General features: G+C 71.6%; 14 protein-coding genes, 1 pseudogene and 1 riboswitch. Of the genes and pseudogenes, 6 read left to right on the plus strand and 9 right to left on the minus strand.

Going from position 1 to position 20,064, the window contains the following annotated elements; all coding sequences use genetic code 11:
- Positions 1 to 34: 34 nt before the first annotated feature.
- The 6 genes from ACFXBC_RS06670 to thrC all read right to left on the minus strand — a co-directional run bounded on the left by ACFXBC_RS06670 (position 35) and on the right by thrC (position 9,755).
- Positions 35 to 4,867 (minus strand): hypothetical protein, encoded by a 4,833-nt coding sequence (locus tag ACFXBC_RS06670; RefSeq protein WP_385019421.1) that lies wholly within the window; start codon positions 4,865 to 4,867, stop codon positions 35 to 37.
- On the minus strand, positions 4,864 to 5,268 hold the full coding sequence (locus ACFXBC_RS06675; protein ID WP_385019423.1) for a hypothetical protein: 405 nt from the start codon (positions 5,266 to 5,268) through the stop codon (positions 4,864 to 4,866). Before ACFXBC_RS06675 ends, ACFXBC_RS06670 begins: the two co-directional genes overlap by 4 nt.
- Positions 5,269 to 5,530: 262 nt before the next feature.
- The gene (groL, locus tag ACFXBC_RS06680) at positions 5,531 to 7,156 is read right to left on the minus strand and encodes a chaperonin GroEL (RefSeq protein WP_385019425.1); all 1,626 of its coding nucleotides are present in this window, start codon (positions 7,154 to 7,156) and stop codon (positions 5,531 to 5,533) included.
- A 343-nt stretch (positions 7,157 to 7,499) separates the two neighbouring features.
- The gene (locus ACFXBC_RS06685) at positions 7,500 to 7,703 is read right to left on the minus strand and encodes a cold-shock protein (RefSeq protein ID WP_005315736.1); all 204 of its coding nucleotides are present in this window, start codon (positions 7,701 to 7,703) and stop codon (positions 7,500 to 7,502) included.
- Between the two features lie 402 nt (positions 7,704 to 8,105).
- Entirely contained in the window at positions 8,106 to 8,381 is a 276-nt protein-coding gene (locus tag ACFXBC_RS06690) for a MoaD/ThiS family protein (RefSeq protein ID WP_164262622.1), read from the minus strand.
- A gap of 72 nt (positions 8,382 to 8,453) precedes the next feature.
- The gene (gene thrC, locus ACFXBC_RS06695; protein WP_385019428.1) at positions 8,454 to 9,755 is read right to left on the minus strand and encodes a threonine synthase; all 1,302 of its coding nucleotides are present in this window, start codon (positions 9,753 to 9,755) and stop codon (positions 8,454 to 8,456) included.
- Between the two features lie 15 nt (positions 9,756 to 9,770).
- Positions 9,771 to 9,897: riboswitch (SAM riboswitch) on the minus strand.
- A gap of 156 nt (positions 9,898 to 10,053) precedes the next feature.
- Between thrC and ACFXBC_RS06700 the strand changes: the two genes are divergently transcribed.
- From ACFXBC_RS06700 to ACFXBC_RS06710, 3 genes are all read left to right on the plus strand, one after another.
- Positions 10,054 to 10,998 (plus strand): glucosyl-3-phosphoglycerate synthase, encoded by a 945-nt coding sequence (locus tag ACFXBC_RS06700; protein ID WP_385019430.1) that lies wholly within the window; start codon positions 10,054 to 10,056, stop codon positions 10,996 to 10,998.
- A gap of 428 nt (positions 10,999 to 11,426) precedes the next feature.
- A complete protein-coding gene (locus ACFXBC_RS06705) occupies positions 11,427 to 12,884 on the plus strand; it encodes an APC family permease (protein WP_385019432.1) in 1,458 nt (485 codons plus the stop codon).
- 141 nt (positions 12,885 to 13,025) lie between these two features.
- The gene (locus ACFXBC_RS06710) at positions 13,026 to 14,444 is read left to right on the plus strand and encodes a trehalose-6-phosphate synthase (RefSeq protein WP_385019434.1); all 1,419 of its coding nucleotides are present in this window, start codon (positions 13,026 to 13,028) and stop codon (positions 14,442 to 14,444) included.
- A gap of 118 nt (positions 14,445 to 14,562) precedes the next feature.
- On the opposite strand, the gene otsB is transcribed toward ACFXBC_RS06710, so the two are convergent.
- From otsB to ACFXBC_RS06725, 3 genes are all read right to left on the minus strand, one after another.
- Positions 14,563 to 15,411 carry a trehalose-phosphatase gene (otsB, locus tag ACFXBC_RS06715; protein ID WP_385019436.1) on the minus strand — a complete coding sequence of 283 codons (849 nt, stop codon included), beginning with the start codon at positions 15,409 to 15,411 and terminating at the stop codon, positions 14,563 to 14,565.
- A 127-nt stretch (positions 15,412 to 15,538) separates the two neighbouring features.
- On the minus strand, positions 15,539 to 15,787 hold the full coding sequence (locus tag ACFXBC_RS06720; RefSeq protein ID WP_266855597.1) for a DUF3263 domain-containing protein: 249 nt from the start codon (positions 15,785 to 15,787) through the stop codon (positions 15,539 to 15,541).
- Between the two features lie 103 nt (positions 15,788 to 15,890).
- Entirely contained in the window at positions 15,891 to 17,108 is a 1,218-nt protein-coding gene (locus ACFXBC_RS06725; protein WP_385019439.1) for an ABC transporter substrate-binding protein, read from the minus strand.
- A gap of 441 nt (positions 17,109 to 17,549) precedes the next feature.
- Here ACFXBC_RS06725 and ACFXBC_RS06730 point away from each other — a divergent pair, with 441 nt between their 5' ends.
- The 3 genes and pseudogenes from ACFXBC_RS06730 to ACFXBC_RS06740 form a co-directional block, all read left to right on the plus strand.
- Complete coding sequence (locus ACFXBC_RS06730; RefSeq protein WP_385019463.1) at positions 17,550 to 18,458, plus strand: ROK family protein; 909 nt, start codon at positions 17,550 to 17,552, stop codon at positions 18,456 to 18,458.
- Positions 18,458 to 19,612, plus strand: coding sequence for an N-acetylglucosamine-6-phosphate deacetylase (nagA, locus tag ACFXBC_RS06735; RefSeq protein WP_385019441.1), 1,155 nt, complete (start codon positions 18,458 to 18,460; stop codon positions 19,610 to 19,612). Before ACFXBC_RS06730 ends, nagA begins: the two co-directional genes overlap by 1 nt.
- 108 nt (positions 19,613 to 19,720) lie before the next feature.
- Positions 19,721 to 20,064: pseudogene (locus ACFXBC_RS06740) on the plus strand (PfkB family carbohydrate kinase); the annotation flags it as partial.

Raw genomic sequence — 20,064 nt, forward strand, 5'->3', positions numbered from 1 at the left:
GGGTTCCGAGGATCCGGGTGCCCGCGTCACGGCCCTACGAGCACGGCGGATCATACGGCGTGTCCGGCACATAACGGGCCCACTCCTCGCGGGTGATGACGTCCCCGGTGCTGAGGCACATCACCCTGATCAGGTAGTCGGGATCGGTGTTCCAGACGGTCGCCGAGTCGCCCATCGAGCCCAGCAGCGGGGGGCCTTGACCCGCACCGCTGTAAGAGAGCGGCGAGCTTTCCAGATCATCGCCGTACGAGAAGGCGCCCAGGAGATGCACGGAGGACGGGTTCCCGGCGTCCCAGAGTGCGATGTGGCTCTTGGCCGAACCGGTCGGGGTGTCGAGTTGTGCGCCGATCGCCAGGGCGAGCGTGCTGCCGTCCGGGCTGAACGCGATACCGGTTCCGGAGCTGCCGGTCCTGGCCACCGTCGGTGGTCCGGACAGCCGGTCGTGGCCGACCTTCCAGAAGCGGGTGACACCGGCCGAGTCGGCGACGGCGAGTACCCGCCCGTCGGGGCTGAAAGCCGACTGGGAGAGGGCGGCCCCCGAGGTGAGGCGCTGGGTGGGCAGCGCGACGGGATGGCCGCGGTCCGAGACGTCCCACTGGAGCAGGGTGTCGGCCGTGTTGGCGGTCAGCAGCCGGCCGTCCGGCGAGTACCGGACGTAGAACACGTCGCCGGGCAGGCTCACGAGCTTGCGGGGGTGCGCGGGGTCGCTGACGTCGAAGAGCCTGACGGCCGGGCCATGGGACGCGGCCGGGCGGTAGTCGTTGTTGTCGGCGATGGCGAGGGTCTTGCCGTCCGGGCTGAACTGCGCGTCCTCCAGGCCGTTGGTCAGGTCCTCCCTGATCGTGCCGACCGGTTTCGACTTGGGGCGCCGGGTGTCGATGAGCCCGATCACCTGCTCGTCCCCCGACTTCTCACTGAGGGCGAGGATCCGGCCATCGGGGCTGAACGCCGCGCCTTCCGATCCGATGTCGCCGCTGCCGGGCAGGTTGGCCAGCAGACGGTGGTGCGCGACGCCTCCGGTGAGATCCCGGAGGATGCCGTAATTGGCTCCCTGGACGAGGAAGAGACGCCGCTTGCCGCCGCTGAAGAGGGTGCTGTACTGGAAGCCGCTCGGCTTGACGCCGAAGGTGGCCGCGGCCCCGATCCTCGGCGCGTCCTCCACGTACCAGACCTGGATGCCCTGGGTGCCCGCCTGGAACAGCTGGTGGCCACGGGCGCCGAAGAGCGCCGGGCCCTCCGCCCCGTGCACGTCCGCCGTACCCGCCCGCTCACTGCCGAAGGTCAGATGGGACTGGTCCTTGGCCATCACCCACAGCTGCAGACTGCCCTTGCAGGTGAGCGCCAGAGTTCCACCGTCCGGGCTGAACGCCGTGGTCACCTGGGTGTTGCTCTGGCACGCGGCCGAGTGGATCGAGTCGAAGCGGCTGGCCGATGCCAGGGATACGGGGTGCGCCGGATCCGTTACGTTCCACAGCCGCAGGTCGGTCTTCCGCCCGTCGCCGGGGCCCACCAGCCGTCGCCCGTCCGGAGTGAACGCCAGGCGGTGCAGCGGCATCCTGGCGAGATCGGAGTCCGCCTTCGCACCGGTCAGCGTGGCGAGTGCGGACGAGCGTGCCCGGCCGTCCGGGTGCCAGAGCCGTATCTTTCCGTCGGCGCCCGATGTGGCCAGCAGATGTCCCTGCCCGGACGGCGCGAAGACGACGGAGTCGACCGCACCCGTCTGACCGGTCAGGGTCCGGGAGAGGCGGACCGCGCGGGGATCGGAGACGTCCCAGATCCGCACGGCGCCCGAGGACGAACCGACCGCGAGGAGCCTTCCGTCCGGGCTGAACGCCACCGGGTCGACGCTGCCCGCCGGACGCACCCCGGGCAGTTCGACCGGGCGTAGCCGGGAACGGTCCTGGACGGCCCAGAGCCGTACGGCCCCCTTCGACGAAGTCGCCGCCAGCAGACGGGAGTCGGGCGACAGGGCGAGCGCGCCCGCCCCCGGCAGACCGGCGCCGCCCAGCCGGTGGCCCTGCATGTCGGAGAGCACCACGGAGTTGCCGGTCGACCGGGCCAGGGTGCGTCCGTCGTGGCCGACCGCGAGGTCCGTCACCGGCTGATCGGCGCCGAAGGTCCCCTGGGTCTCCAGTCCGGCGAACAGCGTCGCGGTTCCGGCGCCGGGGTCCAAGTGGTAGGCGGTCATGCTGAGTTGCTTGGCGAGCCCCGACTGTGTTCCGCGCAACTCGTCGGCCTCGGCGGCGACCAGCCGGGCCACCGCGTGGTTGCGCTGGGCGACGGCCTGCCGCTGGAACACCCCGGCCGCCACCCCGCCGGTCGCGGCGAGTACGGCCAGGGCGGTGAGGGCACCGACAGCGGTCCGCCGCAGCCGCCTGGCGCGCCGCTCGCGCCGCGCCGATGCGTCGAGGAACACCAGCAGCGCAGAGTCGGCACCGGGAGCGGAGTCCCCGGCCGGACCGGAGCCCCGGGCCGCACCCGTGCCCGCACCCGCAGCGGGCCCCCCGGCCGGACCCGTGCGCGGACCGGAGCCCGCGCCTGAAACGGAGCCCGCATCCGAGCCCGAGCCCGAGCCCACGCCCGAACCGGAGCCCGCATCCGAGCCCGAGCGCACGCCCGAGCCCGAGCCCGAGCCCACGCCCGAACCGGAGCCCGCACCCGGACCGGAGCCCCCGCCCGACCCCGCGCCCGACCCGAAGCTTGCGCCCGGCCCGACACCCCCGCCCGACCCCGCGCCCGCACCCGCGCCGCCGCCCGGCCCCACCCCCATCGCGCGCCCGGCGGCCTCCCGGGCGCTCGCCAGGCGGGCACCGCGGTAGAGGAGCGAGGGGTCGTTTCCCGCCCGGTGCCAGGCGGCCGCGTCGGCCGCAAACTGCTGGCGGACGCGGAGCCACTCGCGGTCCTCCGCGACCCACTGCCGCAGCAGCGGCCAGCCGCGCAGCAGGGCGTCGTGGCTGATCCGTACGGTGTTCTCGTCCAGCACCAGGAGCCGGGCGTCCGCCAGTTCGCCCAGCGCGCGCTCCGCCGCCGCCGGGTCGGCGAGGCCGTCCAGTACGGCGCCGCGGTCGGCCGGACGTACGGTGTCGACGGAGTCGTCGTCGACCCGGACCAGGCGCGGCAGCATCCGGCGCACCGCCTGCTGCCCCGCCTCGTCCAGTCGCCCGTACACCCGGTCGGCGCTGGTCGCGATCGCCTCGGTGACACCGCCGCTGCGCTGGTACCCGGCGAACGTCAGGCGGGCCCCGCGGCGCCGGCGCCAGGTGGCCCACAGCGTGTGGGACAGCAACGGCAGGATGCCCGCCGGCCCTTCGGGCAGATGGGCGCCGCCGAGTTCGTGCAGCAGGAGGTCGACCAGCCCCTCCTCGAAGGAGAGCCCGGCGGCCGCCGCCGGTGCCTCGACCGCGGCCCGCAGTTCGTCGGAGCGCAGGGGACCGGCGAGCACCTGGTGGTGCTGGAGCGTGTCGGCCAGTTCGGGCAGGGTCTGCGCCTGACCGTAGAAGTCCGCGCGCAGCGCCAGCACGACGAGCGCGCCGCCCGCTGCCGCCCCGCCGAGCGCGCTCAGGAACAGCTCACGGTCCCGCTGCGAGCGGCAGAACGTGAACATCTCCTCCAACTGGTCGACCACCAGGGCCGTTCCGCGCCCGGCCGCCCCCTGCCGTACGGCGTCGGCCGCTGCCACCGATGCCGAAGCGGGGTCCGTACGGAGCGACGCGGCCTCCGTGTGCAGGATCCCGGCGAGCGCGCGCACCGGATCGTCGCCGGGTGACATCACCTCGTACCGCCAGCCCTCGGAGCCGGGCAGCTGCGGGCTGCCGCCCTCCCGGGCCCGGGGCAGCAGACCGGCGTGCAGCAGGGAGGTCTTGCCCGCCCCCGACGGGCCCACGAGCACCAGCGGCCTGGCGTCCGCCAGGGCCCGGGCGGCGGCCCGCAGCACCTCGTCGACCAGGCGCTCCCGCCCGTGGAAGTAGGCGGCGTCGGCCTCGGTGAAGGATTCCAGACCGAGGTACGGGCTGCGGCCCGGGGACTGAGGCGGCTCCTGCCGGGCCGGATCCCGGCCATCCGCTGCTCCGTCCGCTGCTCCCTCCGCCGCTCCGTCCGGCGCTCCGTTCTGCGGGCCGGGCTCGTCGGCGGCCGGGGCGGGGGCGGCCCGGTTGGGGGCGATGACCAGGGCGCCTGAGCGGTCCCCCGCCTGCCGCCGGGGGCGCGGGCCGCCACGGGAGTTGAGGGCGCGGAACAGATACTCGTACACCGCGTCGAGCGTCAGCAGCGGCGGGCCGAGCGGGTCGCCCTCGTCGAGCAGCCGGATCAGCTCACCGGTGAACGCCGGGTACTCGGCGTCCTGCGGGGCGAGCGCGAGCTGTTCGGCCGAGCTGAGGACGTACATACCGTGCGCGGGCGGCAGCGCCACGGACGACTGAGTACGGCTGCCGAGGTCGGCCCGGCCGGAGAAGCAGCAGTCGAGCACGACAACGACGGACGAGGCGCGGCACGAGGTGAGCGCCTCGCGGACCGCGGACACCGGGAGGGCCTGGTGGGCGGCGAGCCCCGGGGTGAGGGCGTCGGTGGACCGGGCAGCGAGGTACAGCTCGTCGCCCGGACCGATGAGCCCGTGCCCGACGTAGTGGATGAGCAGGGTCGTCTCGGCCAGTTGGGCCTCGTGGGTGATGGCCTGGGCCATGCTCTGCGCGTCCGGCAGGTCGATGGCCGTACGGAGCCGGTCGGGCGGCACCCCGCAGACGTCGAGCAGCCGGGTACGCAGCGCCTCGACGGCTCTCGGTACGGAGGGGACCGAGGTGAGCGTCGGCCCGTCGTGGGTGCCCGTACCGATGAGCAGCACCCGGACTCCGGCGCCGGACAGCCCGGTCACGGCCGGACACCGGCGCCGTCGGGATCTTCCGGGGTGTCGCCGGGAGGGGCCGGCGGGGCGTCCAGCGCGCGCGCCGCGTCCTGTACGAGGGACCTGAGCTCCTGGTCGCCGAGCAGCCGCACCCGCTGGGCGGACAGCTCGACGGACGCGCCGTCGGGGCGGGTGACCTTGACGGTGACGTCGCTGCGGTGGCCGCGCAGCCATGACACGAGCGCGGTGACCACTCCGGTCGCCGCACCGCCCTGGCCCAGCGCCACCGCGAGCGCGTCGAGAACGGGCCCGAGCGTCCCCGGGACCGGTGGCCGCTCCTGCGGGGTCACCCGCCCGCGCAGCTCGTCGACGCCGAGCAGCCACTCCAGGATCGCCCTCAGGTCGCCGCGCCCTTCCCCGTCAGCCGTCACCCGCAGATCCATGCCAGCCCCCTCGCGATGGTCGACCACGCGTGTCAACCCTAGCGAGGCAACTCACCATGCACACAGCAGTTTTGAGGGGTATTCGAGCCAAGAACGCCCGAGGGCGGTACCCCTCCGGGAAGGGGTACCGCCCTCGGTCCGTACTGCTTGCCGTACGTGCCGTACTACCGGCCGTACTGCTTGCCGTGCCGGCGCCCTGATGGTTGCCGTACGGCGTCTGGAGCAGCCGATCCTCGCTGGAAGCGGAGGATCAGAAGTCCATGTCACCGCCCGGCATGCCGCCCGGGGCGCCCGCGGGGGCGGCCTTCTCCGGCTTGTCGGCGATGACGGCCTCGGTGGTGAGGAACAGCGCGGCGATCGACGCGGCGTTCTGCAGCGCGGAGCGCGTGACCTTCGCCGGGTCGATGATGCCCTCGGCGATCATGTCCACGTACTCGCCGCTCGCGGCGTTCAGGCCGTGGCCGACCGTCAGGTTGCGGACCTTCTCGACGACGACTCCGCCTTCGAGACCACCGTTGACGGCGATCTGCTTCAGCGGGGCCTCCAGGGCGAGCTTCACGGCGTTGGCGCCGGTCGACTCGTCGCCTTCGAGCTCCAGCTTCTCGAACACCGCGGAGGCCTGGAGCAGGGCCACGCCACCACCGGCGACGATGCCCTCCTCGACGGCCGCCTTCGCGTTGCGAACGGCGTCCTCGATGCGGTGCTTGCGCTCCTTGAGCTCGACCTCGGTCGCGGCACCGGCCTTGATGACGGCCACGCCGCCGGCCAGCTTCGCGAGGCGCTCCTGGAGCTTCTCGCGGTCGTAGTCCGAGTCGGAGTTCTCGATCTCGGCGCGGATCTGGTTGACGCGGCCCTGGACCTGGTCGCTGTCACCGGCACCGTCGACGATCGTGGTCTCGTCCTTGGTGATGACGACCTTGCGGGCGCGGCCGAGCAGGTCGAGACCGGCGCTCTCCAGCTTGAGGCCGACCTCCTCGGAGATGACCGTGCCGCCGGTGAGGATGGCGATGTCACCGAGCATGGCCTTGCGGCGGTCGCCGAAGCCCGGGGCCTTGACGGCGACGGACTTGAAGGTGCCGCGGATCTTGTTGACGACCAGGGTCGACAGCGCCTCGCCCTCGACGTCCTCCGCGATGATCAGCAGCGCCTTGCCGGACTGCATGACCTTCTCCAGCAGCGGAAGGAGGTCCTTCACGTTGCCGATCTTGGAGTTGACGATCAGGATGTACGGGTCGTCGAGCGACGCCTCCATACGCTCCATGTCGGTGGCGAAGTACGCCGAGATGTAGCCCTTGTCGAAGCGCATGCCCTCGGTGAGCTCAAGCTCAAGACCGAAGGTCTGCGACTCCTCGACGGTGATGACGCCTTCCTTGCCGACCTTGTCCATCGCCTCGGCGATGAGCTCGCCGATCTGGGTGTCAGCGGCGGAGATGGAGGCCGTCGAAGCGATCTGCTCCTTGGTCTCCACGTCCTTGGCCTGCTCCAGGAGGGCGGCGGAGACGGCCTCGACGGCCTTCTCGATGCCACGCTTCAGCGCCATCGGGTTGGCACCCGCGGCGACGTTGCGGAGGCCCTCGCGGACCAGCGCCTGCGCCAGGACGGTCGCGGTGGTCGTACCGTCACCGGCGACGTCGTCCGTCTTCTTGGCGACCTCCTTGACCAGCTCGGCACCGATCTTCTCGTACGGGTCCTCGAGCTCGATCTCCTTGGCGATGGACACACCATCGTTGGTGATCGTGGGGGCGCCCCACTTCTTCTCAAGGACGACGTTGCGGCCCTTGGGGCCGAGGGTGACCTTGACGGCGTCGGCGAGCTGGTTCATCCCGCGCTCGAGACCGCGCCGTGCCTCCTCGTCGAACGCGATGATCTTGGCCATGTGAAGTGGTCCTCCCGGACAGGGGGTGGAAAGCGTCAGACCTGGCGGTGCCCGCGACGGACGGCCTGCTTGCCCGGTGGTTCCTTGCCCCACCCGGCCCGCGGGCCTCACCAACCCGGTCCTTCTGTCACTCTCACTGGGAGAGTGCTAACGCCAATGATTAGCACTCGACCCCCTTGAGTGCAAGCGCCTTCGGAGAAGGCCCCGGTGGGGGTGGGGGTTGGGTGACGGGAGGGAGCAAGCGCAAGGGAAGGATGCGGTCCGGACGCACGAGAGGCCCGTGCCCCTCTGTGGGGTACGGGCCTCTCATGCGTGAGTGCTTCGGTGGCCGATCGCGCCGAGATCAGACGGCGAGTTTGACCATGTCCGCCTGCGGACCCTTCTGGCCCTGCGAGATCTCGAACTCGACTCGCTGACCTTCTTCAAGGGTGCGGTAGCCGTCCATCTGAATCGCGCTGTAGTGGACGAAAACATCCGCACCACCGTCGACCGCGATGAAGCCGTACCCCTTCTCCGCGTTGAACCACTTGACGGTGCCCTGAGCCATGACTAACTCCCCTATTACTGGCCCTTGCACAGAGCCCGCACTTCGCGGGATCCGGGTCAGACCTTGCGCCGGAACGCGTCGACCGCGGCTGAATGTATCTGCCCAACTGCCCTCTGCAACAGGTCAATCGGACGAGAATTCTGAGCGCGGCCGAGGGCGCCATTCGGCGGATTTCCGGGGATCCCCGGGCAAGTCGGGCCGGGCAAAGGGCACTTACGCCGCAAAGAGAGGGAGCACATTGCCCGCACATTGACGCGTGCTCGGCTGCCCGCGATGCGGGCGATCAAGGGGGCTGCCCCAACTCTACCGTGTTCAATCATGCTGAATTGCCCCCTCCGCTTCGTACGCGGAGAGGGCAACGGGTCCAGCGGAGATGCCGGGCGGGGGCGGCAGCGGGCTCGCTCAGCCGCCGGCGACGGCCGGGATGATGGAGATGCCCGCGCCGTCCGGCGTCGCCGTCTCCAGGCCCTGCTCGAAGCGGACGTCGTCGTCGTTCACGTACACGTTCACGAAGCGGCGCAGCTTGCCCTGGTCGTCCAGGACTCGGGCCGCGATGCCCGTGTGGTTCTTCTCCAGGTCGGCGATGACCTCGGAGAGGGTGCCGCCGTCGGCCGCGACCTCGGCCTGGCCGCCGGTGTAGGTGCGGAGGATGGTGGGGATACGGACCTTGACGCTCATGCGGATTGCCTTCCGGGGATGGGCAGCGGTGTCGGACGGTGGACGGCGGTGTCAGGCGGTCGACAGCGGGTGTCAGGCGCCCGTGGCCAGTCCGGCCTCGCGGAACGCGTCCAGGGTCGGACGGATCGTCGCGGTCGGGCCGGACGTCGGGGCGACCGCGTCCAGGGTCTTCAGGCCGTCACCCGTGTTCAGGACGACGGTGGTGAGGGACGGGTCGAGCAGACCGGCCTCGATGAGCTTCTTCGTCACGCCGACGGTCACCCCGCCCGCGGTCTCCGCGAAGATGCCCTCGGTCCGGGCCAGCAGCTTGATCGCGTCGACGATCTGCTCGTCGTTGACGTCCTCGACCGCGCCACCGGTGCGCCGCGCGATGTCCAGGACGTACGGGCCGTCCGCCGGGTTGCCGATCGCCAGCGACTTGGCGATCGTGTCCGGCTTCTGCGGCCGTACGACGTCGTGCCCGGCCTTGAACGCGGTGGAGACCGGCGAGCAGCCCTCGGCCTGCGCACCGAAGATCTTGTACGGCTTGTCCTCGACCAGGCCGAGCTTGATCAGCTCCTGGAGGCCCTTGTCGATCTTCGTGAGCTGGGAGCCCGAGGCGATCGGGATGACGATCTGGTCGGGCAGCCGCCAGCCGAGCTGCTCGCAGATCTCGTACGCCAGGGTCTTGGAACCCTCGCCGTAGTACGGGCGGAGGTTGACGTTGACGAAGCCCCAGCCCTCCCCGATCGGGTCGCCGATCAGTTCGGAGCAGAAGCGGTTGACGTCGTCGTAGTTGCCTTCGATGCCGACCAGTTCACCGCCGTAGACCGCGGCCATCACGACCTTGCCCTGCTCCAGGTCGTGCGGGATGAAGACACAGGAGCGGAAGCCGGCGCGGGCGGCGGCGGCGCCGACGGCGCCTGCCAGGTTGCCCGTGGACGAGCAGGAGAGCGTGGTGAAGCCGAAGGCGCGGGCGGCCTCGACGGCGATGGCGACGACACGGTCCTTGAAGGAGTGCGTCGGGTTGCCGGAGTCGTCCTTGATGTGCAGACCGCCGGTGACGCCCAGCTCACGGGCGAGGTTGTCGGCCTTGACGAGCTTGGTGAAGCCCGGGTTCAGATTGGGCTGGTCGGCCACGCCCGCGGGGACGGGCAGCAGCGGGGCGTAGCGCCAGATGCTGTTCGGGCCGGCCTCGATGCGCTTCCTCAGCTCGTCGGGGGAGCCGCTCGGCAGGTCGTACGCCACTTCGAGCGGCCCGAAACAGGACGCACAGGCGAAGAGGGGGCCGAGGGGGAAACGCTCACCGCACTCGCGGCACGAGAGCGCCGCGGCGGGGCCGAGATCGACGGTCCCGGTGGAGTCTTCGGTGCTGGTAACGGTCTGCACAGCCATGGTGGCGAGGTCCTCTCCTCATCTTCCTCACGACGTACTTCGCCGCGAGACGGAATTGGCACCTTCCCCACCATGACCTCGCGGTCGGCGGAAGGTTGCCGGGACTTCTACGGGCCGTTCCCTCAGTCCCTCTGGATGAGCGCTTATGACGCGGGCGTCGGGGCCCGGCGTGTTTGTCCGCGGGTGCTGACCCCGGCATGCCGTGGCCATTCGCGTTGTTCAAGACTGTAACCGAAGGCAGGGACGGTTGAGACAGCCGTCCGAACCGCGAGATGGCTCACAGTCAAGGAGACGCGCCGTGCTGGAAGAGGTGGACCGCTGGCTGACCAGGCGTTCCTGGTCGGTGGCCGACCGTCCGCTGGACCGGCTGACCGCCGCGAAGCGCTCCACGAAGGTGAGTGTCGTCCTGCCCGCGCTCAACGAGGAGGCGACGGTCGGGGCGATCGTCGCGACCATCCGCCGGGAGCTGATGGACACCCGGCCGGTGCCGCTCGTGGACGAGCTGGTGGTCATCGACTCCGGCTCCACCGACCGTACGGCCGAGACCGCAGCCGCGGCCGGGGCGCGCGTGGTGCACCGGGACGAGATCCTGCCGCGGCTCCCTGCCGTGCCCGGCAAGGGCGAAGTGCTGTGGCGCTCGCTCCTGGTGACCGGCGGCGACATCGTCTGCTTCGTCGACGCGGATCTGCGGGAGTTCTCCGCGGACTTCGTCTCGGGGATCGTCGGGCCGCTGCTGACCGAACCCGATGTGCAGTTCGTCAAGGCCATGTACGACCGGCCGCTCGGCGAGGCCGCGGGACAGGGCGGCCGGGTGACCGAGCTGGTGGCGCGCCCGCTGCTCAATCTGCACTGGCCGCAGCTGGCCGGTTTCGTCCAGCCGCTGGGCGGCGAGTACGCGGTGCGGCGCTCGCTGCTCGAACAGCTGCCGTTCCCGGTCGGTTACGGGGTGGAGCTGGGCCTCCTGGTCGACGCGCTCCACACGGTGGGGCTCGACGCACTGGCCCAGGTCGACGTGGGCTCGCGCAAACACCGCCACCAGGACGGGCTCGCGCTGGGGCGGATGGCGGCGGCGATCTACCGCACGGCGCAGCTGCGGCTGTCACGGGGCCAGCTGGTGCGTCCGGCGCTGACGCAGTTCGAACGGAGCGCGGAGGGCTTCGTACCGCGGACCTACCCGGTGGACACCGAGGAGCGGCCCCCGATGCGGGACGTCGGGGAGTACGCGGCGCGCCGGGCGGCCTGACCGGGCGATGCGGTCGGGCGGCCCGGACCGGGTGATCCGGTCTGGGCGGCCTGCCCGGATCACCCGCTCCGGGCAGCCCTCTCCTCCTCCGGCAGCTGTCCATGGAAAGGATTTGGCCAAAGCCGGCACGAGAATCCGCACCCCTTTTCAAGCCGCGATATCCGTGCAATCACCGCATTCGAAGCGGTGATGAGCGCCGCGTATCCCTGACCGCACAACGGATTCCGTTGCAATGACGCGTTAACGAACCCTTGACGGGAATCGGCGTCGCGAGTTGTATTTCGGTCACCGGAGCGGCGTGAACGCCCCTCTTGGTCCGCTCATGGTCCGCCGTGCATGTGCGGTACTCATCGGTGGCTCGCGCCGGGGAGTGCCTCCCCCTCATGCCACCGGCCCTCCCCCTGCCGCCAGTACCGATGGGACGACGGATGACCTCTACGCCCGACACGACCGTTGCCGCAGCCCCCGGGAAACCGGCGGCGGACACCCGTGCCGTGACGGCGGGGGAGGCTCCCACGCTCACCCGGTCCATCGGTGTGGTGGGCGGCACGCTGCTGACGCTCTCCTGTCTGACCCCGGCATCGTCGCTCTTCGTGATCGTGCCGGACTCGTTCGCCACCCTGGGCACCGGGACGGCCCTCACCATCGCCATCGCGGGCCTGCTCTGTATCGGGGTCGCGTTCACCTACTCGGAGCTGGGCACGCTCATACCGAGCTCGGGTGGCGAGTACGCCATGGTGGGCACCCTGATGGGCCGCCTCGCCGGCTGGCTGGTCTTCGTGCTCTCACTGATCGTCGTCATGATCGTGCCGCCGATCATCGCGCTGGGCACCGCCGACTATCTGGCGCCGCTCGCGCATCTGGACCCGCAGTACACGGCGGCCGGTGTGATGCTGCTCGCCACCGCGATGGGCCTGCTGGACCTCCGTGCCAACGCCTGGATCACCGGGATCTTCCTGGTACTCGAAGTGGTGGCCTGCGCGGTCGTCGCCTTCCTCGGCTTCAGCCACACCAGCCGCTCCGCATCGGTGCTCGTCCACCCGGTGATGGACGCAGGACACGGCCACAGCTCGCCCGTCACCGCCGGGCTGATCGTCACCGGGCTCGCCACCGCGCTCTTCATCCTCCAGGGCTTCTCGACCGCCGTGTATCTGGCCGAGGAGATGGACAACCCGCGCCGCAACGTCTCCCGCACCGTGCTCTGGACGCTCGCCATCGGCGCCGCCGTCGTACTGATCCCGGTCGTCGCGATCACGCTCGGTGCCCCGGACCTCGGGACCCTCGCCACCGGTGATGTGGCGGGCATGGTGCAGAGGTGGAGCAACTCCGGCGTCGGCACGTTCGTCAGCCTCTGCATCGCCCTGGCGATCATCAACGCGGCGATCGTGATGGTGATCCAGAACTCCCGCGTCGTCTACTCGTCGGCACGCGACGCCGCCTGGCCGGCCGCCGCCAACCGCGTCCTGTCGCACATCGGGAAGCGGTACGGCTCCCCCTGGGCGGCGACGCTGGCCGTGGGCGTGCCGGGGGCGGTGCTGTGCTTCGTCAATCTGGACACGCTGAGCGATGTCACGGGTGTCGCGGTGGCCGCGATGTACGTCTTCGTCGCCCTGGGCGCCCTGGTGTCGCGGCGCGGTGACCACAAGCACCGGCTGGCCTGGCGCATGCCGCTGTGGCCCGCCGTCCCGGCCCTGCTGGTCGTCGTCCTGGCCTGGGTGCTCTGCCAGCAGAGCGCCCAGAGCCTGGTGATCACCGGGGCCGTCGTGGTGGCCGCCGCCGCGTACTGGGCGCTCTACCTCCGGCCCCGGCAGGCCACCCACTGGGTGATCTCCGTCCCGGAGGACGAGCGCGCCCCCGCCGCCGACGGAGCCGCGGCGCCGCACTGACGGACCGCCCCGCGCGGCCGCCCGGCCCGCGCCGCCCCGGGGCCCCCGGGTTCTCACGCCGAGCACGCCGAGCGCCCCACCCCAGCGCCCACGCCGAGCGCCCCACGTTTGAGCGTTCGCGGCACGGGCTAGGTTCGCGTCATGGCCTCTCCCCGCGCCCGCGTCCTCGTCGCCTCCAACCGGGGCCCCGTCTCGTACACCCTCCGCGACGACGGTGAACTCACGTCCAAGCGCGGCGGGGGCGGTCTCGTCTCCGGGCTCTCCGCCGTCGAGGGGGACGCCGACTCGCTCTGGGTCTGCGCGGCCCTCGGCGAGGGCGACCGGGCCGCCGTGCGGCGCGGGATCGCCGAGGACGGGGTGCGGATGCTGGACATCGACCCCGAGGTGCACGCCGACGCGTACAACGGCATCGCCAACTCCGTGCTCTGGTTCGTCCACCACATGCTCTACCAGACCCCGCTGGAGCCGGTCTTCGACGCGGAGTTCCGGCGCCGGTGGGACGCGTTCCGTACGTACAACCGGGCCTTCGCCGACGCGCTGGCCGCCGAGGCCGCCGAAGGCGCCGCCGTGCTGGTGCAGGACTACCACCTCTGCCTGGTGCCGGGGATGCTCCGCGAGCTCCGCCCCGACCTGCGGATCGCGCACTTCTCGCACACCCCGTGGGCGCCCCCCGAGTACTTCCGGCTGCTCCCCGACGACATCGGCGCGGAGGTGCTGCGCGGCATCCTCGGCGCCGACCGGGCCGGATTCCTGACCCGGCGCTGGGCCGACGCCTTCACCGCCTGCTGTACGGAGGTGGTCGGCGGCACCGGGGACTCCACCGTGATCTCGGTGCACGGTCTCGGCGCCGACGCGGACTTCCTGCGGAAGCGGTCGCACCAGCCCGATGTGGACGAGCGGATGGCCGAGCTGCGCGAACGGATCGGCGGCTCCACGGGCGAGGGCCCGGAGACCCGCCGGAAGACGATCGTCCGGGTGGACCGCACCGAGCTGTCCAAGAACATCGTGCGCGGGCTGCTCGCCTACCGGGAGCTGCTCGACACCCGCCCCGAATGGCGCGGCCGGGTGGTGCACATGGCGTTCGCCTACCCCTCACGGCAGGACCTCGCGGTCTACCGCGCCTACATGGACGAGGTACGGCGGGTCGCCGACGAGATCAACTCCCGTTACGGGACGGCGGACTGGACGCCGGTCGCGCTCTACCTCAAGGACGACTTCGCCCGCTCGCTCGGCGCCTACCGGCTCGCGGACGTCGCCCTGGTCAACCCGATCCGCGACGGTATGAACCTGGTCGCCAAGGAGGTCCCGGTGGTCTCCGACCAGGGGTGCGCGCTGGTGCTCTCGCGGGAGGCCGGGGCGTACGAGGAGCTGGGGCGCGACGCGATCACCGTGAACCCGTACGACGTGAGCGCCACCGCGGCCGCCCTGCACGAGGCGCTCACCCTGCCGGACGCCGAGCGCGCCGAGCGCAGCGAGCGGCTGGCCGCCGCGGCGACCGCGCTGCCCCCGCAGCGGTGGTTCCTGGACCAGCTGAACGCACTGGGCCCGGCCGCCGGATAGCACTCACGGCGTGACGGCGCCGGCGAGCGCCGTCACCCGGTGACCGGCTCCGCTCTCGCCGTGACCCCGTGGCGGGTCGGCGAGCGTCGTTACGGCGTGACCGGGTCTGCGAGCGCCGTTACGGCGTGACCGCGTCGGCGAGCGCCGCGAGCAGGGCGACCACCGCGCCCGGCCCCGGCACCACCAGGTCGGCCCGCGCGGCCAGTTCGGGCACCTCGTCGCCGCCGCTGCACACCAGCAGCCCCGGCACACCCTGTCCGCGGAGCACGTCGACGGCGTCGTAGGCGGGCAGGTCCCCGAGGTCGTCCCCGGCGTAGAGGACGGCACCGGCGCCCGACTCCCGTACGTACGCCGTCAGCGCCGCGCCCTTGTCGACGCCGGGCGGGCGCAGCTCCAGGACCATCCGGCCCGGCTCCACGATGAGGCCGTGCCGTGCGGCGAGCGCGGCCAGCGGGGCGCGCAGGGCCTCGAAGGCGGCTTCGGGTTCGGCGGCGCGGCGGGTGTGCACGGCCACCGACCGCCCCTTGTCCTCCACCCAGCTGCCGCGCCCGGCGCTCTCCGCCTCCAGCAGCGCGGGGAGTTCGGCGCGGACGGCGGCGACGCCGGGGTGCGGGGCCGGGGCGTCGACCGTGCCGGTGGCCGCGTCCCAGCGCTCCGCGCCGTAGTGGCCGAGTACGACCAGGTGCTCAAGGCCCGCGACGCCGGCGAGCCCCCCGTACTCCACGGCCACCTCGGCCGGGCGCCCGGTGACGACCGCGACGGACGCGATCCGCGGCGCGAGCGCGACGAGCGCGGGGACGGCGCCCGGGTGGGCGCGGGCCTGCTCCGGGTCGGGGACGATATCGGCGAGCGTGCCGTCGAAGTCGAGTGCCACCACGGCTTTCCGGGGCACGGCCAGGAAGGCGGCGAGGCCGTCACGGCCTGCGGCGGTGGCGGGGGTCGGCAGGGTGTTCGGTGAGCTGCCCATGGGGCGACCCTAGCGGGGTGACGGGCCGGGGGCTTCGTACGGGCCGGGCCGACCGGGACAACACAGGCCGGGCGGGTCAGACCGGGTGGCACAGACCGGGGCGGGTCAGGCCCGGGCGCCCCAGGGCTCAGCGCCGCTCGCGGCGGGCCGCCCGGACCCGCCGCAGCCGGTTGACCGTCACCGGGTCGTGGGCCAGGGCCGCCTGGTCGTCCAGCAGGGCGTTGAGGAGCTGGTAGTAGCGGACCGGTGAGATGCCGAGCTGCTCCCTGATGGCCCGCTCCTTGGCGCCGGCGCCCGGCCAGGAGCGGCGCTCCAGCGCGAGTACGGCGCGGTCGCGCTCGGGGAGCGCGGGGCCGTGCGCGTCGTCGCCAGTCATACGAACCAACGTACTGGGGAGCCCGGCGGCCGGGCCACCCGTACCCGGCGGCACCGCGACCGGACCGCGCTCCCGGGCCGCCGCCGCTGCTCCGCCCCGGCTGCTACTCCGCGTTCTGCGCTGCCGCCGCCTCGCTCTGGATCTGGTTGAGGACACTCGCCGGGTTGCCGCCCGGCTGGAGGGCCTTGCCGATCTCCTTCTTCATGTCGTCACTCACCACCGACCAGGACGTCTTGCCGACCGGCGGCAGCTGCGAGTTGGGCAGCTCGTCCAGGAAGGTCTTGAGGGACTTGTGGCGCGGGTCCTCCGCCAGCGTGCCGGAGGCCGATGTGGTGGTGGGCAGCAGGTTGTACTGGCGGGTGAGGTCGAGGACGTTCTTGTCGCTGAAGACGTCGTCCAGGAAAGCACCGATCTGGGTGCGGTGGCCGTTCTGCTTGAAGCCCATGATCCAGTCGGCCACGCCCATGGTCGCCTTGGTGGGTCCGCTGACCCCCGGCATCGGGACCATACCGACCTTGATGCCCTTCTTGACGGCCTGCTGCACCAGCTGCGGATGGCCGTTGAGCATGCCCACCTGGCCCTTGGTGAAGGCCGCGTACGCCTGCCTGCGGTCGAAGTCGGCGGGCGGTACGGGCCCGGTGAGGCCGGCGCCGACCAGCTCGTTCTTCAGCCAGTTGAAGGTCTTGACGTTCTGCACCGAGTCGATCGTGTACGTACCGACGCCGTCGGTGAGCCCGCCGTCGCCGCTCAACAGCCACTGGGTGGCCTCGACCTGCGCCTCCTCGGTGCCCAGCGGAAGGGCGTACGGGTACTTCACGCCCCGCGCCTTGAGCGCCTGCGCGTCGGACTTGAGGTCGTCCCAGGTCTTCGGCGCCTTGAGGCCCGCGTCCGAGAACATCTTCTCGTTGTAGAAGAGCAGCCGGGTGGAGGCGACGAACGGCATCCCGTACTGCACCCGGTCCTGCTCGCCCGCGTCCGAGAGCGAGGTCAGGAAGTTGGACTGGACGCCTATGGAGAGCAGGTCGTCCGCGCTGTACAGCTTTCCCTGGTCCGCGTAGTCGGCGTACGAGCCCATCTGCGCGATGTCGGGCGCGTGGCCCGACTTGACCATCGCGGCGACCTTCGCGTCGATGACCTTCCAAGAGTAGACGGAGACGTCGACCTTGATGTGCGGGTTCTTCGCCTCGAAGGCGGCGGCGAGTCTGTCCCAGTACTGCTGGTTGCTGGGGCCGTCGTCCGGGTCGTAGTTGGCGGCGACGACCTTCAGGGTGACGTCACCCGATCCGCCGTCCGATCCGCAGCCGGAGAGCACCGCTGTCATTCCGAGCGCGGCAACCGCCGCTGTAAGCCCCAAGAAGCGCCGCTGCACGACCCTTTTCCCACCCTCTGTCTGGTCAGGCTCCAGCCGGTCCCCCGTGCCGTACCGCCGCACGTGGCTGTGATTTTCCCCGAGGGCCATGTGCGGGTCCACAGCCCTCCGGTCTCGCTTCGGCAACACGGATCACAGGGGCATCACGTGTATGGGACGGTGGCCCGCCCGTTCCACAGGGGTGCCGCACCCCGTTCTCCGCCCGGGTCTCCGTCCGGGTGTCCGTCCCGATCTCCGCCCGGATCTTTGCCCGGACTTTGTATGGATGCGCAACAATCCCAGAGAGTGGACTAGACCTTTTTCGGTTATCCGAGCCACACTGTCCGGGTGACTGCATTCTCCCGGGGAACCACCCCCGGTCTCCCGGCCGAAGACCATGTCATCGCCCTCGACGTGGGCGGCACCGGTATGAAGGCCGCCCTGGTCGGGGCGGACGGCACCCTGCTCCACGAGGCGCGCCGCGCCACCGGCCGGGAGCGCGGCCCCGAGGCCGTCGTCGAGACGATCCTCGACTTCGCCGCCGAGCTGCGCGCGTACGGCGAGGAGCACTTCGGCCGGACCGCGTCGGCCGCCGGTGTGGCGGTCCCCGGCATCATCGACGCGGAGAACGGCGTCGCCGTCTACGCCTCCAACCTCGGCTGGCGCGACGTCCCGATGCGGAAGCTGCTCAGCGCCCGGCTGCACGGCATCCCGGTGGCGCTCGGCCACGACGTCCGCACCGGCGGGCTCGCCGAGGGCCGGATCGGGGCGGGCAAGGGCGCCGACCGCTTCCTCTTCATGCCGCTCGGCACCGGCATCGCGGGCGCCATCGGCATCGCGGGCTCCATCGAGGCGGGCGCCCACGGGTACGCGGGGGAGATCGGCCACATCGTCGTACGGCCCGGCGGCGTCGACTGCGGCTGCGGGCAGCGCGGCTGCCTGGAGCGGTACGCCTCCGCCTCTGCGGTGTCGCTGGCCTGGGCCGAGGCGTCCGGCGATCCGGAGGCCGACGCGGCCGACTGTGCCAAGGCCGTCGAGTCGGGCGACCCGAGAGCCGTCGCCGTCTGGCGGACCGCGGTGGACGCGCTCGCGGACGGCCTGGTCACCGCGCTCACCCTGCTCGACCCCCGCACGCTGATCATCGGTGGCGGGCTCGCCGAGGCCGGGGAAACCTTGTTCGTACCACTCAGGGCGGCGGTGGAGGAACGCGTGACGTTCCAGAAGCTGCCCCACATCGTCCCGGCGGCCCTCGGGGACACCGCTGGATGCCTGGGCGCAGGGCTGCTCGCCTGGGATCTTCTCTCCACGGAGGTATCCGCCTGATGGCCGGAAGCGAAGCAAGCACAGTCCTCTCCGGAGCCCGGGTGGTGCTGCCGACCGGGACCGTCGATGGCGGCCGGGTCATCGTGGAGGGCTCGCGCATCGCCGGGAGCGCTCCCGAGGACGCGGCGGTCGTCGATCTTGCCGGGCACTGGGTGGTCCCCGGCTTCGTCGACATGCACGTACACGGCGGCGGCGGGGCCTCCTTCACCTCCGGCACCCCCGAGGAGGTGCTCAAGGGCATCGACACCCACCGGCTCCACGGCACGACGACGATGGTCGCCTCGACCGTCACCGGCGAGATGGACTTCCTCGCCGAGCGGGCCGCGGTCCTCTCCGAACTGGTCGAGCAGGGCGATCTGGCCGGAATCCACTTCGAGGGCCCGTTCATCTCCCCCTGCCGCAAGGGTGCGCACAGCCCCTCGCTGCTGCGCGACCCCGACCCGGCCGACGTCCGCAAGCTGATGGACGCGGCGCGCGGCACGGCCAAGATGTTCACGCTGGCCACCGAGATGAAGGGCGGCATCGACTCCGTACGCCTCCTCGTGGAGAACGGCGTCATCGCGGCCGTCGGCCACACCGATGCCACGTACGAGCAGACCGTCGAGGCCATCGAGGCGGGTGCGAGCGTCGCCACCCACCTCTTCAACGCGATGCCGCCGTTCGGCCACCGCGACCCCGGACCCATCGCCGCTCTCCTGGAGGACGAGCGGGTCACCGTCGAGCTGATCAACGACGGTACGCATCTGCACCCGGCCGCCCTGGAGCTGGCGTACCGCTCGGCGGGCCCCGGGCGGGTCGCCTTCATCACGGACGCGATGGACGCCGCCGGTTTCGGCGACGGCGTCTATCTGCTCGGCCCGCTGGAGGTCGAGGTCAGGGACGGCGTCGCCCGGCTGGCCGAAGGCGGCTCGATCGCGGGCTCCACGCTCACCCTGGACACGGCCTTCCGGCGCGCGGTGACCATCGACAAGCTGCCGGTCGACGACGTCGTACGGTCCCTGTCGGCCAACCCGGCGCGGCTGCTCGGCCTGTACGACAGGATCGGCTCGCTGGAGCCCGGCAAGGACGCGGACCTGGTCGTCCTGGACGCGGACTTCGCCCTGGCCGGCGTGATGCGCAAGGGCGCCTGGGTGATCGAACCGAAGCAGCCATGATCGGAATTGATTAAAACCTACTGTGATTGATCACAATCAAGCAGAAATGACAGAAAGTGGCAGGCTCAGGGCTGGGCCTGCCGCTCTCTGTTTGGCATGATCAATCAAGTGCTGCTGACCGTCACCCTGAACACCGCCCTGGACATCACCTACCACGTCCCTGCGCTGATCCCGCACGCCAGTCACCGAGTCGAATCGGTCACCGAGCGCGCGGGCGGCAAGGGGCTCAACGTGGCCCGGGTGCTCGCGGCACTCGGCCATGAGACCGTCGTCACCGGCTTCGCCGGCGGGACGACCGGCGGGGTGCTCCGCGAACTGCTCGCCGGGCTGCCGCCCACCGACGCGCTCGTCCCGTGCGCCGGGACCACCCGGCGCCCCCACGCCCGGGTAGACACGGAGTCGGGCGACACCCCCCCCCGGAAAGAGCCCGGGCCCGCCAGATAGGCCGACCA

The organism is Streptomyces sp. NPDC059398, from assembly GCF_042751845.1.
GTDB lineage: Bacteria > Actinomycetota > Actinomycetes > Streptomycetales > Streptomycetaceae > Streptomyces.

Excerpts from the sequence above, each read along its gene's own strand:
- ACFXBC_RS06705 (WP_385019432.1), top strand. The coding sequence starts at position 11,427 with ATGACCTCTACGCCCGACACGACCGTTGCCGCAGCCCCCGGGAAACCG.
- ACFXBC_RS06720 (WP_266855597.1), bottom strand. The coding sequence starts at position 15,787 with ATGACTGGCGACGACGCGCACGGCCCCGCGCTCCCCGAGCGCGACCGC.
- nagA (WP_385019441.1), top strand. The coding sequence starts at position 18,458 with ATGGCCGGAAGCGAAGCAAGCACAGTCCTCTCCGGAGCCCGGGTGGTG.
- ACFXBC_RS06725 (WP_385019439.1), bottom strand. The coding sequence starts at position 17,108 with ATGACAGCGGTGCTCTCCGGCTGCGGATCGGACGGCGGATCGGGTGAC.
- thrC (WP_385019428.1), bottom strand. The coding sequence starts at position 9,755 with ATGGCTGTGCAGACCGTTACCAGCACCGAAGACTCCACCGGGACCGTC.
- ACFXBC_RS06685 (WP_005315736.1), bottom strand. The coding sequence starts at position 7,703 with ATGGCTCAGGGCACCGTCAAGTGGTTCAACGCGGAGAAGGGGTACGGC.
- groL (WP_385019425.1), bottom strand. The coding sequence starts at position 7,156 with ATGGCCAAGATCATCGCGTTCGACGAGGAGGCACGGCGCGGTCTCGAG.
- ACFXBC_RS06690 (WP_164262622.1), bottom strand. The coding sequence starts at position 8,381 with ATGAGCGTCAAGGTCCGTATCCCCACCATCCTCCGCACCTACACCGGC.
- otsB (WP_385019436.1), bottom strand. The coding sequence starts at position 15,411 with ATGGGCAGCTCACCGAACACCCTGCCGACCCCCGCCACCGCCGCAGGC.
- ACFXBC_RS06710 (WP_385019434.1), top strand. The coding sequence starts at position 13,026 with ATGGCCTCTCCCCGCGCCCGCGTCCTCGTCGCCTCCAACCGGGGCCCC.